Raw genomic sequence first — 13,496 nt, forward strand, 5'->3', positions numbered from 1 at the left:
TGACACATTTAGCCCTCAGGTCGTAGCATCAGGACAGGCCAGAGACACGGGACCGGAGGGGATATGGCGCGACAGGCGCATCATCAACAAGCGACCGGAGCGCTCTACACCGCCGCAGAGCGCGCGCGCCGCGATGCCACGGTCTGGACGCTTGTGCAGGGCATTCTCGCACCCGTGCAATTTCTTGTCTTTCTCATCTCGCTCGGCCTTGTGCTGCGTTACCTCATCACGGGTGACGGTTTCGCCGCGGCCACCTGGTCAATCGTAATCAAGACCGGCGTTCTTTATCTCATCATGGTCACGGGCGCCGTCTGGGAAAAGGTCGTGTTCGGCCAATACCTCTTTGCGCCTGCGTTCTTCTGGGAAGATGTGTTCAGCTTTGGCGTCATCGCCCTACACACCGCCTATCTCTGGGCGCTCTGGACCCATGCCCTGCCCCCTCACGCGCTGATGGGTCTCGCACTGGCGGCCTATGCGGCTTATGTCATCAACGCCGGACAATTCCTGTGGAAACTGCGCATGGCGCGCCTTCAAGCAGGAGAGGCAGCATGAGCTTTGACACCCCCCCAAGCACTGGCTGTCGCGAAGCCCCTGTTTTGCGTGAACGCGGTCAGCACGAGGTGTTTTGTGGTCTGACCGGCATCATCTGGCTGCATCGCAAAATGCAGGATGCCTTTTTTCTGGTGGTCGGCTCGCGCACCTGCGCGCATCTGCTGCAATCCGCCGCCGGCGTGATGATCTTTGCCGAGCCACGTTTCGGCACCGCCATTCTGGAAGAGACCGATCTTGCCGGTCTCGCCGATGCTCAGGTCGAACTTGAGCGCGAGGTTGGCCGCCTCATCGCGCGGCGTCCCGACATTCGCCAACTTTTCCTCGTCGGCTCTTGCCCCTCCGAGGTGATCAAGCTGGATCTCGCCCGCGCCGCCGAAAAGCTGAGCGTGCAGCACGCCCCACATGTGCGCGTGCTCAACTATTCCGGCTCAGGCATCGAGACCACCTTTACCCAAGGCGAGGATGCCTGCCTGGCCTCCATGGTGCCTTCCCTGCCCGAAACCGACGCACGCCAGTTGATGCTGGTGGGTGCCCTGCCCGATGTGGTCGAGGATCAGGCCCGTGATCTGCTGGCACAGATGGGGATCACCGATGTGGCAATCCTGCCCGCGCGCCGGGCGGATGATCCGCTTAGCGTGGGGCCGAACACTGTTTTTGCCCTGTTGCAACCGTTCCTTGGCGATACGCTGGCTGCATTAGAGCGGCGTGGCGCGCGGCACCTGCCCGCCCCTTTCCCCTTTGGCGCTGAGGGCACGACCGGCTGGTTGCGCGCCGTGGCCAATGAGTTTGGCGTCGATGACGCCACATTCGAGCGTGTCACCGCCGCCCCCCGCGCCCGCGCAACCCGCGCCGTGGCCCAGGCCGCCGAGAGCCTGAGCGGCAAGTCGATTTTCTTCTTTCCCGACAGCCAGCTGGAAATCCCACTGGCCCGGTTCCTGACCCGCGAATGTGGCATGCGCGCCATCGAAGTGGGCACGCCCTTCCTGCACAAGAACATCCTCGGCCCCGATCTCGATCTGCTCGAGGCAGGTCCGCAACTGACCGAAGGGCAGGATGTGGAACGGCAACTTGACCGCTGCCGCGCGGCACAGCCCGATTTGACCGTCTGCGGTCTGGGCCTTGCCAACCCGCTCGAGGCCGAGGGGCTCGCCACCAAATGGGCCATCGAACTGGTCTTTACCCCGGTGCATTTCTACGAACAGGCGGGCGATCTGGCGGGGCTCTTCTCGCGCCCGATGCGCCGCCGTGCGGCCCTAAAACTGGGGGCGGCATCATGAAGCTCACCCTCTGGACCTATGAAGGCCCGCCGCATGTCGGCGCGATGCGTGTCGCCACCGCGATGAAGGGGCTGCATTACGTGCTCCACGCACCGCAGGGCGATACCTATGCCGACCTGCTTTTTACCATGATCGAGCGGCGCAATCACCGCCCGCCCGTCACCTACACCACCTTTCAGGCGCGCGACCTTGGGGCCGATACTGCCAATCTCTTCAAGACCGCCTGTCAGGCAGCCTATGACCGGTTCAAGCCCGAGGCGATGATTGTCGGCGCGTCCTGCACCGCAGAATTGATTCAGGACGATCCCGGCGGCATGGCCGAGATGATGGGCCTGCCCGTCCCGGTCATCGCGCTGGAACTGCCCAGCTATCAGCGCAAGGAAAACTTCGGCGCAGATGAAACCTTTTTCCAGATCACCCGCGCCTTGGCCAAGCCGGTGGAGAAAACCGCGCAGGTCAGCTGTAATCTGATCGGCCCGACCGCCCTTGGATTTCGGCACCGGGATGACATCACCGAACTGACCGGCATGCTGGCCGATATGGGCATTTCGGTGAATGTTTGTGCGCCCTATGGGGCCACGCCGTCTGACATCGCCCGGCTGGGGGCCGCGCATTTCAACGTGCTGATGTACCCAGAGACGGGCGAGAGCGCCTGCCGCTGGATGGAGCGGGAACTGGGCCTGCCCTTTACCAAAACCGTTCCCATCGGCGTTGGCGCCACCCGCGATTTCATTCGCGAAGTCAGCGTCTTGGCCAATGTTCCTCAGGCAATGGATGAAGAGCGTTTGCGCCTGCCTTGGTATTCGGCCAGCGTCGACAGCACCTATCTTACGGGCAAGCGCGTGTTCATCTTTGGCGATGGCACCCATGCCGCCGCCGCCGCCCGCATCGCCCGCGACGAAATGGGTTTCGAGGTGGTGGGCCTTGGCTGCTACAACCGCGAAATGGCGCGGCCCATTCGCGCGCTGGCCAAAGAATACGGTCTGACCGCGCTGATCACGGACGACTATCTTGAGGTTGAGGCCGCGATCGAGGCCGCCGCCCCCGAGATGATCCTCGGCACCCAGATGGAGCGGATGATCGGCAAGCGGTTGGGCATTCCCTGCGCCGTGATCTCGGCCCCCGTCCATGTTCAGGATTTCCCGGCGCGCTATTCCCCCCAGATGGGGATCGAAGGCGCAAATGTGATCTTTGATACCTGGGTGCATCCGCTGGTGATGGGGCTGGAAGAGCATCTTTTGCATATGTTCCGCGACGATTTCGAGTTCCACGATGCCGCCGGTGCCAGCCATCATGGCGGACAGCACACAGCCAAAGCCCCGGCAGAGACCCCGGCCCCGACAGACACACCTGCCAAAACATCCGACGTGGTGGTCTGGCTGGCCGACGCCGAACGCGAACTCAAGAAGATCCCCTTCTTCGTGCGCGGCAAGGCCCGGCGCAACACCGAGATTTTCGCCTCGCAAAAGGGGCTGAACGAAATCGGCATCGACACGCTTTACGAGGCAAAGGCCCATTATGCGCGATGACGTGATCCCCCCGGCCGCAACGGCCCCCTACCGCGTCGTGATCCTGACGCTGGATGCCCATGCGGCGGGTGCATGCGCCCGCGTGGCCGAACGGATGGCGGCCGAATTCCCCGGCCTCACGCTCAAGGTGCATGCCGCTGCCGAATGGGGCGAAAACCCCACAGCACTCGAGGCAGCCCGTGCCGATATCGCGCGCGGCGACCTGATCCTCATCAGCCTGCTGTTTCTCGAAGATCACATCCGGGCAATCCTGCCCGACCTTCAGGCGCGGCGCGATCACTGTGACGCAATGATCGGCATCATTGCCGATGCCCAGATCGTGAAACTGACCCGCATGGGCACGCTCGATATGGCCGCCCCCGAAACCGGCGCACGCAAGCTGATCAAGCGGCTGCGCGGCACAGACAAGCCGTCGGCAGAATCGGGCGAGAAAAAGATGAAGATGCTGCGGCGCTTGCCGCGCATCCTGAAATACATCCCCGGCAAGGCGCAGGACCTGCGCGCGTGGTTTCTGGTCATGCAATATTGGCTGGGAACATCAGACGACAATATCGAAGCGATGCTGCGGTTCCTGATGTCGCGCTATGGTCACGAGGCACGTTGGCGCGCACTCCGCGCCCCGGCCCCGCAGGATTACCCCGAAGTGGGCCTTTACCATCCTGACCTGCCAGAGCGGATCACGACCGACCTCGCCCGCCTGCCCGCACCGCAAGAAACCACCGGCACTGTCGGCCTCTTGGTCATGCGCAGCTATGTTCTGTCGGGCGATCACGCCCATTATGACGCCGTGATCCGCGCGTTCGAGGCGCGCGGCCTCAAGGTGATCCCGGCCTTTGCCTCGGGTCTCGATGGCCGCCCGGCGGTCGAACGGTTCTTCGAGGGGCGTGTCGATACGCTTGTGTCTCTGACCGGGTTCAGCCTTGTGGGCGGCCCCGCGTATAATGATAGCGCCGCGGCGGTTGATGTGCTCAGCCGTCTGGATGTTCCTTATGTCGCGGCCCATCCGCTCGAATTTCAGACCCTTGCACAATGGGCCGGATCGGCGGGCGGATTGGGCCCGATTGAGACGACGATGCTGGTGGCCCTGCCCGAAATCGACGGTGCCACAAATCCCACTGTCTTTGCCGGGCGCCATGGCGATACGGCCTGCGACGGCTGCGCGCGCCGCTGCACCGGTGACGGGGCCAAGGCGATGGCCCCCTGCCCCGAACGGATCGAGGTTCTGGCGGCGCGGGTCGCGCGGCTGGCGCATCTGCGCCGGCAAGAGGTGGCAACGCGCCGCGTGGGCATCGTGCTCTTTGGGTTTCCGCCCAATGCCGGTGCGGCAGGCACGGCGGCCTATCTCGATGTCTTTCAATCGCTGCACAACATGCTGCACGCCATGGCCGCGCGCGGCTATGACCTGACCCCGCCCGCAACGGTCGAAGAGCTGCGCCGTGCCGTATTAGAGGGCAGCGCCCGCCAATATGGACAAGAGGCCAATATCGCGGCCCATGTCAGCGCCGACGATATCGTGGCCGGCACACCCTGGCTCCGCGAGATCGAGGCGCAATGGGGCGCTGCCCCCGGCAAGGTGCAATCGGACGGGCGTGGGGTGTTCATCCTTGGGGCGGAATTCGGCAATGTCTTTGTCGGGCTGCAACCGGCCTTTGGCTATGAGGGCGACCCGATGCGCCTGCTGTTCGAGCATGGCTTTGCCCCGACACATGCTTTCGCGCAATTCTACCTCTGGCTCAAGAACCGCTTTAACGCCGATGTTCTCTTGCATTTTGGCATGCATGGCGCGCTGGAATTCATGCCGGGCAAACAGGCCGGACCGGGCGCTGCCTGCTGGCCGGACCGCCTGATTGGCGACATGCCCAATGTCTACCTCTACCCGTCTAACAACCCGTCTGAGGCCAGCCTTGCCAAGCGCCGCTCCGGGGCCGTGACCGTCACACATCTGACCCCGCCGCTGGCGACCTCTGGCCTTTACAAGGGTCTTGCGGAACTCAAGGACAGCCTCAAGCGCTGGCGTGAAATGGCGGGCGACGCGCCCGAGCGCGAGGAATTGCGCGCCCTCATCGCCGAACAAGCCGTTACCGTCGACATGGGCGGGCGCGAGCCCGACACGCTCTGGCTCAAACTGCTCGAAACCGAAGACGCGTTGATCCCCGAAGGCCTGCACGTGCTGGGCCGCCCCATGAGCGCCGAAGCGCGCGCCGGGTATCTTGCGATCATGGACGGCACTGATGCCGAAACACGGGCGCGGGTCGATGCGCTCTTGCAGCAGGAAACCGAAATTGCGGCGCTCTTGCGGGCGCTTGGCGGGCACTTTACCCCGCCCGTCCCCGGCGGCGACCTGATCCGCTCGGCGGATATCCTGCCCACGGGTCGCAATATCCACGCCTTCGATCCCTTCCGCATGCCGACCGAATTCGCCTGCCGCGATGGCGCGCGTCAAGCGGCACGTCTGCTGGAAACGCACAAGAGCCTGCCACGCTCCATCGCGCTGGTGCTCTGGGGATCAGACAATATCAAGGCCGATGGCGCGCCCATGGCCCAAGCCTTGGCGCTGATGGGGGCCAAGCCGCGGTTTGACTCTTTTGGCCGCCTCTCGGGCGCAGACCTCATCCCGCTTGACGTGCTGGGCCGCCCGCGCATCGACGTGATGATGACACTCTCTGGCATTTTCCGCGATCTGCTGCCGCTTCAGGTGCGGATGCTGGCCGAGGCGGCGCTGGTGGCGGCCGGGGCCGATGAACCCGACGAGATGAACTATATCCGCGCCCATGCCCGCGCACAGATGGCCAAGACCGGCTGCGATCTGGAAACGGCGGCGCTGCGTGTCTTCTCGAATGCCGAAGGCGCCTATGGCTCCAATGTCAATCAACTGGTCGATAGCTCTGCCTTTGACGACGAAGACGAGCTGGCCGATGCCTATCAGGCGCGCAAAGGCTTTGCGTATGGCGTCAACGGCAAGGCACAGGCGCAAGGCGCGCTGTTGCAAGCGGCGCTGGAGCGGGTCGAAGTGGCCTATCAAAACCTCGAGTCAGTCGAACTGGGTGTCACCACGGTCGACCATTACTTTGACACGCTGGGCGGGATTTCCCGTGCCGTGCGCCGCGCGCGCGGTGGCAAAGAGGCGGCGATCTACATCTCTGATACCACACGCGGCACCGGCACCGTGCGCACGCTCGCCGATCAGGTCGCACTGGAAACCCGCGCCCGCTCGCTCAATCCGAAATTCCACGAGGGCCTTTTGCGCCACGGGGCCGAGGGTGTGCGCCAGATCGAGGCGCATGTCACCAATACGATGGGCTGGTCCGCCACCACCGGACAGGTAGAGCCGTGGATCTATCAGCGGATTTCCGAAACCTTTGTTCTGGATGAGGTGATGCGCAAGCGGTTGAGCGATCTCAACCCGGTGGCCTCCTCGCGGATGGCGAACCGCCTGCTCGAGGCACATGACCGCGCCTATTGGCAGACCGACGCCGCAACCCTCGCCGCGCTGCAATCAGCCGCCGCAGCGATGGAAGACCGGATGGAAGGGGTGGCCGCAGAATGACGACTGTTTGTGACTATGACCAGTGTCAGAGTGGGGGCCTGCCCCCACACCCCCGGAGTATTTCGGGACCGATGAAACACAACATCACGGCGCAAGCCGATTGGAGGACCATATGAGCCCGCGCGACGACATTCCCAACTTGAGGGGACAGGACGGCGAGGGATCGGTGCAAGTGCATCAGGACGCCGATATGAAAATCGAAGGCGCCAAGGTCTTTTCGGTCTATGGCAAAGGCGGGATCGGCAAATCGACCACCTCGTCCAACCTTTCGGCGGCCTTTGCCGCCATGGGCAAACGGGTGTTGCAAATTGGCTGTGACCCCAAGCATGACAGCACCTTTACCCTGACAGGCCAGTTGCAGCCCACGGTGATCGACATTCTCAAAAGCGTGGATTTCCACGCCGAAGAATTGCGCCCCGAGGATTTCGTGACTGTGGGCTGGGGCGGCGTGAAATGCGTCGAGGCTGGCGGCCCGCCTGCGGGCACCGGCTGTGGTGGCTATGTGGTCGGCCAGACGGTCAAACTTCTGAAGCAGCATCACATGCTTGATGATGCCGATGTGGTGATCTTTGACGTGCTGGGGGATGTGGTCTGCGGTGGCTTTGCCGCCCCGCTGCAACATGCCGACCGGGCGCTGATCGTCACCGCCAATGATTTCGACAGCATCTATGCGATGAACCGGATCATCGCGGCCGTGCAGGCCAAATCCGCCAATTACAAGGTGCGGCTGGCGGGCTGCGTCGCCAACAGATCCAAGGACACCGATGAGGTGGATCGCTATTGCGACGTGGTGGGCTTTAACCGGATTGCCCATATGCCCGATATCGACGCCATCCGCCGCTCGCGCCTCAAGAAAAAGACACTGTTCGAAATGGAGCTGGATGAAGAGGTGCAGATGGTCCGCGATATCTACACCGGGCTCGCACAACATCTTTGGAATGGCACCGATCCGCTGGCCCCCGCGCCGATGGAAGACCGGGACATCTTTGAATTGCTAGGGTTCGATTGATGCGAGACTTCAGCGCACCTCCGGCCCTTGGGACCCCACAAGATGACTGGGCGCAGACGCGCGACCGGGTCGAAACCTATTTCGACCGTACCGCGACCCAGGTCTGGGAACGGCTGACGAGTGATGCGCCGGTGTCAAAGATCCGCCAGACCGTCCGCGTGGGCCGTGACCGGATGCGCGCGCAGATGCTGGCGCGCCTGCCGCAAGACATGCGCGGGCTGCGCGTGCTCGATGCGGGCTGTGGTGCCGGACAAATGACAGCAGAGTTGGCCGCGCGCGGGGCCGAGGTGATGGCGGTGGATATTTCCCCCGCCCTCATCGACGTGGCGCGGCGGCGCTTGCCAGAGGCGCTCGCACCGCTGGTCAGCTTTCACGCAGGCGACATGCTCGATCCTGCCCTTGGCCGGTTTGATCACGTCATGGCGATGGACAGCCTGATTTACTACACCGAATCCGACCTCGCGCGCGCGCTTGATGCGCTGGCCGCGCGCACCACCGCAACGGTGGTCTTTACCGTAGCGCCGCGCACGCCGCTTTTGATGGCGATGTGGCGCATGGGCAAACTTTTCCCGCGCGCCGACCGCTCGCCCAGCATGGTGCCCCATTCCGCCAAACGGCTACAACGGGCGCTGCGCTATGCCGGCAGCACCGCCACCCTGCGTCCGCTGACCCGCGTGACCTCAGGCTTTTACATCTCTCAGGCGATGGAGGTTCACAGATGAGCACGCGCCGCCCCTCCCCCCTGATGGCGTTGACCACGCGCTGGCTGCCCTTTGCCGATGCGGCAAGCGAGGGTCTGCCACTTGGGCAACTGTTGCGCCTGTCGCTCTTTCAGGTGTCGGTGGGGATGGCGACGGTGCTTCTGTTGGGCACCCTCAACCGGGTGATGATCGTGGAACTCTCCGTGCCGGCCCTTGTGGTTGCGGCGATGATCGCCCTGCCGGTGCTGATCGCGCCGTTCCGGGCCCTGATGGGATTCCGGTCAGACACACACCGCTCCGCCTTGGGGTGGAAGCGTATCCCCTATCTCTGGTTCGGCTCGCTCTGGCAGATGGGCGGCCTTGCCGTCATGCCCTTCGCGCTTTTGGTTCTGTCGGGCCAACAAGAGGTGGGGCCGACATGGGCAGGCGAGGTGCTGGCGGCGCTGGCGTTCCTGATGACCGGCCTTGGCCTGCATATGACCCAGACCGCCGGTCTGGCCTTGGCCAGCGACCGCGCAACCGATGAAACGCGGCCCCGCGTCGTGGCGCTGCTCTACGTCATGTTCCTGTTGGGCATGGCGATTTCGGCCATTGTGATCGGCTGGCTCTTGCGGGATTTCGCACCTTTCACACTGGTGCGCGTGGTGCAGGGGGCGGCCTTGGCAGGCATCCTGCTCAACCTTGTGGCACTCTGGAAACAGGAAAAACTCAATCCCATGAGCCGGGAAGAGCGCGAGGCCCCGCGCCCCGAATTCCGCGCTGCTTGGGCGGATCTTATGGCGGGGGGCACAGCGGGGCGGCTGCTGGCGGTCGTGTTCCTTGGCACCATGGCCTTTAACATGCAGGACGTGCTGCTCGAACCCTATGGCGGCGAAGTTCTGGGGCTGTCGGTCTCCTCCACCACGATGCTCACCTCGGTCTGGGCGATTGGCGCACTCTTGGGCTTTGGTCTTGCGGGCCGCGCGCTCTTGCGGGGGGCAAATGCCTACCGGATGGCGGGTACGGGCCTTTTGGTCGGGATCGTCGCGTTTTCAACCGTGATCTTTGCGGCGCCGATGCAGGCGCCTGCCCTGTTTTTCGCCGGGGCTGGCCTGATTGGCCTTGGCGGCGGGCTTTTCGCAGTCTCGACGCTTACGGCGGCCATGGCGCTGGCCGCAGGCGGCGTTGCCGGGCATGGCCTGGCGCTTGGGGCTTGGGGGGCCGCACAGGCCACCGCGGCGGGTCTCTCGATTGCCATCGGCGGCGGCGTGCGCGACGTGGTCAATCATCTCGCCCTTTCTGGTCAGATGGGCGAGGCGCTCAGCACGCCCGCCACTGGCTATTCCATCGTCTATCACGGGGAAATTGCCCTTTTGTTCATTACCCTTGCCGTCCTTGGCCCGCTGGTGCGGTTCAAACAGGCCGGCAGCACAACTCACTCCGGGGGCGGCCGCATCGGGCTGGCCGATTTCCCCACATGACCTGCGATCGCTCGAAAGGAGTCTGATATGACCGAGCCGTTCTTTGGAAATTTTGATCTCGCAAGCCTCTCACTCTGGCTGTTTTACGGATTCTTTGCCCTGCTGATTTTCTACATTCAGCGCGAAAACATGCGCGAGGGCTATCCGCTTGAGGATGACGATGGCAAGCTGTCGGCCAATCAGGGCCTGTTTCCGCTGCCAAGCGACAAGACCTTCAAGCTGCCGCATGGCCGGGGTGAATTGACTGTACCCTCGGGTCAAAACCCCGAGCGTACCGATCTGGCGCTGGAAAAGACCGCGGCTGGCAATGGCTTCCCCTTTGCGCCCACCGGCAATCCGATGGTTGATGGGGTTGGTCCCGCCTCTTGGGCACCGCGCCGCGATGTGCCGGAACTGGACGGCCACGGCCATCCCAAAATCGTGCCGATGGCCGCAACCGAGCATTTCGTGGTGGCCGCAGGGCGTGATCCGCGTGGCCTGCCGGTGATGGCCGGTGATGGCGAGATCGTCGGCAAGATCAGCGACATGTGGATCGACGAGCCCGAGCAACTGGTCCGTTACCTGGAAATCGAGCTGGCCGCACCGCATGGCGAGGGCAAGCGTTTGGTGCCGATCACCTTTGCCCGGATCAAGTCGGACCGCGTCAACGTCCGCTCGATCTTTGGCCCGCATTTCGCAGGCGTTCCGCAACATGCCTCACCGCGACAGGTCACCCTGCTCGAGGAAGACAAGATCAGCGGCTATTACGGCGGCGGCACACTCTATGCCAGCACCGCGCGGCAAGAGCCACTGCTGGGATAAGAAGGAGCCAAGACCATGAGCCACGACGATTTTGCCGTTGAACCCGTAAGGGGCCTGCCCGAAACCCCGCCCGAGGGCGAGCGTATCCTCTGGCAGGGAGCGCCCGATTGGTGGCGGTTGAGCGTCGAGGCGCTCAGCCTGCCATGGGTGGCAGGCTATTTCGTCGTGCTCGCGGTCTGGCGGTTCATCACCATGATGGACCAGATGCCACTTGTCACAGCCATCGCGGCCGCCCTGCCGCTGGTGATCATGGGGATCGTGGTCTGCCTTATGCTGATGCTGGTCGGCTATATTCAGGCCCGCGCCACTGTCTACACGATCACCAACCGCCGCGTGGCCATGCGCATCGGCGCGGCGCTCACAGTCACGCTCAACCTGCCCTATACGCAAGTCGGGCGCGCCGATCTCAAACTGACCAAGGGCGGAACCGGCACCATCGTGCTTGACCTCATGGGCGACACGCGCCTCAGCTACCTCGTGTGCTGGCCGCATGTGCGCCCTTGGGTCATGCGCCGCACCCAACCTGCGCTGCGCTGCATCCCAGAGGCGGCCAAGGTCGCGCATCTTCTGGCCGAGGCGGCAGAGACCCGCGTTGCCACACCCAAAATCGCCCGCAGCGCCCCGCAGCACGCCCTCGCGGCAGAATGAACAGGAGCGGATAAGATGACCGATACAAGCGCCCCCCGTTACAAGGCCCCAGCAGATCGCGAACTTGTGCCGCGCGTGATGATCCGCGCGATGCTGGGTCTGGTGCTGGCGGTGCTGGCGCTGGTCACTTATGCGCGCCTCACCGATGCTCCGCTGGTCGCCACCCCGCCGGACAGCGAAATCGTGCTGGAGCGCCATGTGTTCCTCAGCGGCGATATGAGCGGTGCCGCCAAGGTTCTCGATGCCAATGGCGCACTGATCGCCACGCTCTCGCCCGAAGAGGGCGGCTTTATCGCCGGCGTATCGCGCGTTCTCGACCGCGAGCGCGCCAAGCATGGCGTGCCCCTCACCGGCCCTGTCACCATCATCGCCCGCAAGGATGGCCGCCTCTCGGTCTACGACCCCTCGACCGGATGGGGTGCCGATCTGATGGGCTTTGGCCAGACCAATTCGATGGCTTTCACCAAACTTTTGACCCGCTAGGAAAGGATCACCACAATGGGACTTCTGACACGCGAAGTTGAACGCGCCCCCTGCACGGTCGAAATCAGCCACTGTTTCGATAGCTTGCACGCGCATGTGCGTTTCAACAACGGCACCACCGTCTATCCCGGCGACAGCGTCAAGGTGCATGGCCCCGAAATCATGGCCCCCTACGGCATGGTCGTGAGTGAGGATCGCGAGGCCACCATCATCCGCGCCAGCGCCCTCGAACGTCTCTGGACCCGCTGGACCGGCGATTTCGAAGTGATGGAACTCTGTGAATTCTCCTTTTCCGACGAGGTGACGCTATGAATATCGCCGTCAAACATTCCGCCGACGCCACCACCGTCGAAGAGGGTCTGGCCATTCAAGAGGCGAATGCCAAGTTCGACAGCAAGGCCGCCACAGAGCTGGCAATGCAGAACACCCTGCTCACGCCGCGCTTTTACACCACCGATTTCGATGAGCTTGACGCGGTCGACGTCTCTTCGGTGCGCGAAGACTGGGACAAACTGATTGATCAGATGGAGGCCGACCCCAACAAGGGCCACTTCAAGAAAAACGAAGATTGGGACCATGTCGATTGGGACGGGATGGAGCCGAAGCTCAAGAAAGAATTCATCGACTTTCTGGTCTCAAGCTGCACCGCCGAATTCTCGGGCTGCGTGCTCTACAAAGAGATGAAGCGGCGCGGCAACAACAAGGACATCACCCAGCTCTTTCAACTCATGGCGCGCGACGAGGCCCGGCATGCCGGCTTCATCAACGACGCGCTGCGCGAAGCGGGCGTGGCGGTGAACCTCGGGTTCCTGACCCAGCAAAAGAAATACACCTATTTCCGGCCCAAGTTCATCTATTACGCCACCTATCTGAGCGAAAAGATCGGCTATGCCCGCTATATCACGATCTTTCGCCATCTCGAGGCGCATCCCGAACACCGCTTTCATCCGATTTTCAAATGGTTTCAGGAATGGTGCAACGACGAGTTCAGCCATGGCGAGGCCTTTGCGCTTCTGATGAAGACCGACCCCAAACTGACCTCCGGCAAGAATGTGCTGTGGATCAAGTTCTTCCTGACGGCTGTTTATGCCACCATGTATGTGCGCGACCATCAGCGGCCCGCGTTTCATAACGCGCTTGGCGTTGATCCCGATTGGTATGCGCATGAGGTCTTCACCAAGACATCCGATATCAGCAAACAGATCTTCCCGATCACCCTCGATATCGAGCATCCGCGCTGGCAAACCGGGTTGGTGAAGCTGCAAAAGGCCAATGCCGATCTGGCAGTGGCCCGCACGCAGGGCGGCCTGAGCGGGCGCTTGCGGTCGCTAGGCGCACAGATGCGCGCGGCGGCGGCCTTTGTCGGGCTCTACACCATTCCGGCGAAAAAGCACGCCTTGCCCGCTTCGACCCGGATGGAACCGGCCTATTGACCCAAGTGGGGGGCCAGCCCCCCATGCCCCCCGAGGTATTTAAAGCCAGATGAAAG

The 13,496-nt window shown here is 63.1% G+C and carries 12 protein-coding genes; all 12 read left to right on the forward strand.

Features of this window, described 5'->3' with window-relative positions:
* Positions 1-63: 63 nt before the first annotated feature.
* The 12 genes from bchF (at position 64) to acsF (ending at position 13,440) form a co-directional block, all read left to right on the forward strand.
* The gene (bchF, locus tag GC127_RS21265) at positions 64-552 is read left to right on the forward strand and encodes a 2-vinyl bacteriochlorophyllide hydratase (RefSeq protein ID WP_151979525.1); all 489 of its coding nucleotides are present in this window, start codon (positions 64-66) and stop codon (positions 550-552) included.
* Positions 549-1,829, forward strand: coding sequence for a ferredoxin:protochlorophyllide reductase (ATP-dependent) subunit N (locus GC127_RS21270; protein WP_008280367.1), 1,281 nt, complete (start codon positions 549-551; stop codon positions 1,827-1,829). Before bchF ends, GC127_RS21270 begins: the two co-directional genes overlap by 4 nt.
* On the forward strand, positions 1,826-3,358 hold the full coding sequence (bchB, locus tag GC127_RS21275) for a ferredoxin:protochlorophyllide reductase (ATP-dependent) subunit B (protein WP_151979526.1): 1,533 nt from the start codon (positions 1,826-1,828) through the stop codon (positions 3,356-3,358). Before GC127_RS21270 ends, bchB begins: the two co-directional genes overlap by 4 nt.
* Positions 3,348-6,905: a magnesium chelatase subunit H gene (locus tag GC127_RS21280; protein WP_151979527.1), complete on the forward strand. Its 3,558-nt coding sequence runs from the start codon at positions 3,348-3,350 to the stop codon at positions 6,903-6,905. The genes bchB and GC127_RS21280 overlap by 11 nt, the downstream gene beginning before the upstream one ends.
* A gap of 112 nt (positions 6,906-7,017) precedes the next feature.
* Positions 7,018-7,914 (forward strand): ferredoxin:protochlorophyllide reductase (ATP-dependent) iron-sulfur ATP-binding protein, encoded by an 897-nt coding sequence (gene bchL, locus GC127_RS21285; RefSeq protein ID WP_037297426.1) that lies wholly within the window; start codon positions 7,018-7,020, stop codon positions 7,912-7,914.
* A complete protein-coding gene (gene bchM, locus GC127_RS21290; protein WP_151979528.1) occupies positions 7,914-8,636 on the forward strand; it encodes a magnesium protoporphyrin IX methyltransferase in 723 nt (240 codons plus the stop codon). Before bchL ends, bchM begins: the two co-directional genes overlap by 1 nt.
* The gene (locus tag GC127_RS21295) at positions 8,633-10,075 is read left to right on the forward strand and encodes a PucC family protein (RefSeq protein WP_151979529.1); all 1,443 of its coding nucleotides are present in this window, start codon (positions 8,633-8,635) and stop codon (positions 10,073-10,075) included. The genes bchM and GC127_RS21295 overlap by 4 nt, the downstream gene beginning before the upstream one ends.
* Before the next feature lie 27 nt (positions 10,076-10,102).
* Complete coding sequence (gene puhA / locus GC127_RS21300) at positions 10,103-10,876, forward strand: photosynthetic reaction center subunit H (RefSeq protein ID WP_008280373.1); 774 nt, start codon at positions 10,103-10,105, stop codon at positions 10,874-10,876.
* A gap of 15 nt (positions 10,877-10,891) precedes the next feature.
* Complete coding sequence (gene puhB, locus GC127_RS21305) at positions 10,892-11,524, forward strand: photosynthetic complex putative assembly protein PuhB (protein WP_008280374.1); 633 nt, start codon at positions 10,892-10,894, stop codon at positions 11,522-11,524.
* Positions 11,525-11,539: 15 nt separating this feature from the next.
* Positions 11,540-12,007: a photosynthetic complex assembly protein PuhC gene (gene puhC, locus GC127_RS21310; protein WP_008280375.1), complete on the forward strand. Its 468-nt coding sequence runs from the start codon at positions 11,540-11,542 to the stop codon at positions 12,005-12,007.
* Between the two features lie 15 nt (positions 12,008-12,022).
* A complete protein-coding gene (locus tag GC127_RS21315; protein WP_008280376.1) occupies positions 12,023-12,319 on the forward strand; it encodes a hypothetical protein in 297 nt (98 codons plus the stop codon).
* The gene (gene acsF, locus GC127_RS21320) at positions 12,316-13,440 is read left to right on the forward strand and encodes a magnesium-protoporphyrin IX monomethyl ester (oxidative) cyclase (RefSeq protein ID WP_008280377.1); all 1,125 of its coding nucleotides are present in this window, start codon (positions 12,316-12,318) and stop codon (positions 13,438-13,440) included. Before GC127_RS21315 ends, acsF begins: the two co-directional genes overlap by 4 nt.
* Positions 13,441-13,496 lie beyond the last annotated feature (56 nt).

The sequence above is a fragment of the Roseovarius sp. EC-HK134 genome (assembly GCF_902498815.1).
Lineage (GTDB): Bacteria > Pseudomonadota > Alphaproteobacteria > Rhodobacterales > Rhodobacteraceae > Roseovarius > Roseovarius mucosus_A.

Bases quoted from the DNA above. Each gene is read 5' to 3' on its own strand.
- GC127_RS21315 (WP_008280376.1), top strand. From the start codon at position 12,023: ATGGGACTTCTGACACGCGAAGTTGAACGCGCCCCCTGCACGGTCGAA.
- bchM (WP_151979528.1), top strand. From the start codon at position 7,914: ATGCGAGACTTCAGCGCACCTCCGGCCCTTGGGACCCCACAAGATGAC.
- GC127_RS21280 (WP_151979527.1), top strand. From the start codon at position 3,348: ATGCGCGATGACGTGATCCCCCCGGCCGCAACGGCCCCCTACCGCGTC.
- puhC (WP_008280375.1), top strand. From the start codon at position 11,540: ATGACCGATACAAGCGCCCCCCGTTACAAGGCCCCAGCAGATCGCGAA.
- puhA (WP_008280373.1), top strand. From the start codon at position 10,103: ATGACCGAGCCGTTCTTTGGAAATTTTGATCTCGCAAGCCTCTCACTC.
- acsF (WP_008280377.1), top strand. From the start codon at position 12,316: ATGAATATCGCCGTCAAACATTCCGCCGACGCCACCACCGTCGAAGAG.
- GC127_RS21295 (WP_151979529.1), top strand. From the start codon at position 8,633: ATGAGCACGCGCCGCCCCTCCCCCCTGATGGCGTTGACCACGCGCTGG.
- GC127_RS21270 (WP_008280367.1), top strand. From the start codon at position 549: ATGAGCTTTGACACCCCCCCAAGCACTGGCTGTCGCGAAGCCCCTGTT.
- bchL (WP_037297426.1), top strand. From the start codon at position 7,018: ATGAGCCCGCGCGACGACATTCCCAACTTGAGGGGACAGGACGGCGAG.
- bchB (WP_151979526.1), top strand. From the start codon at position 1,826: ATGAAGCTCACCCTCTGGACCTATGAAGGCCCGCCGCATGTCGGCGCG.
- puhB (WP_008280374.1), top strand. From the start codon at position 10,892: ATGAGCCACGACGATTTTGCCGTTGAACCCGTAAGGGGCCTGCCCGAA.
- bchF (WP_151979525.1), top strand. From the start codon at position 64: ATGGCGCGACAGGCGCATCATCAACAAGCGACCGGAGCGCTCTACACC.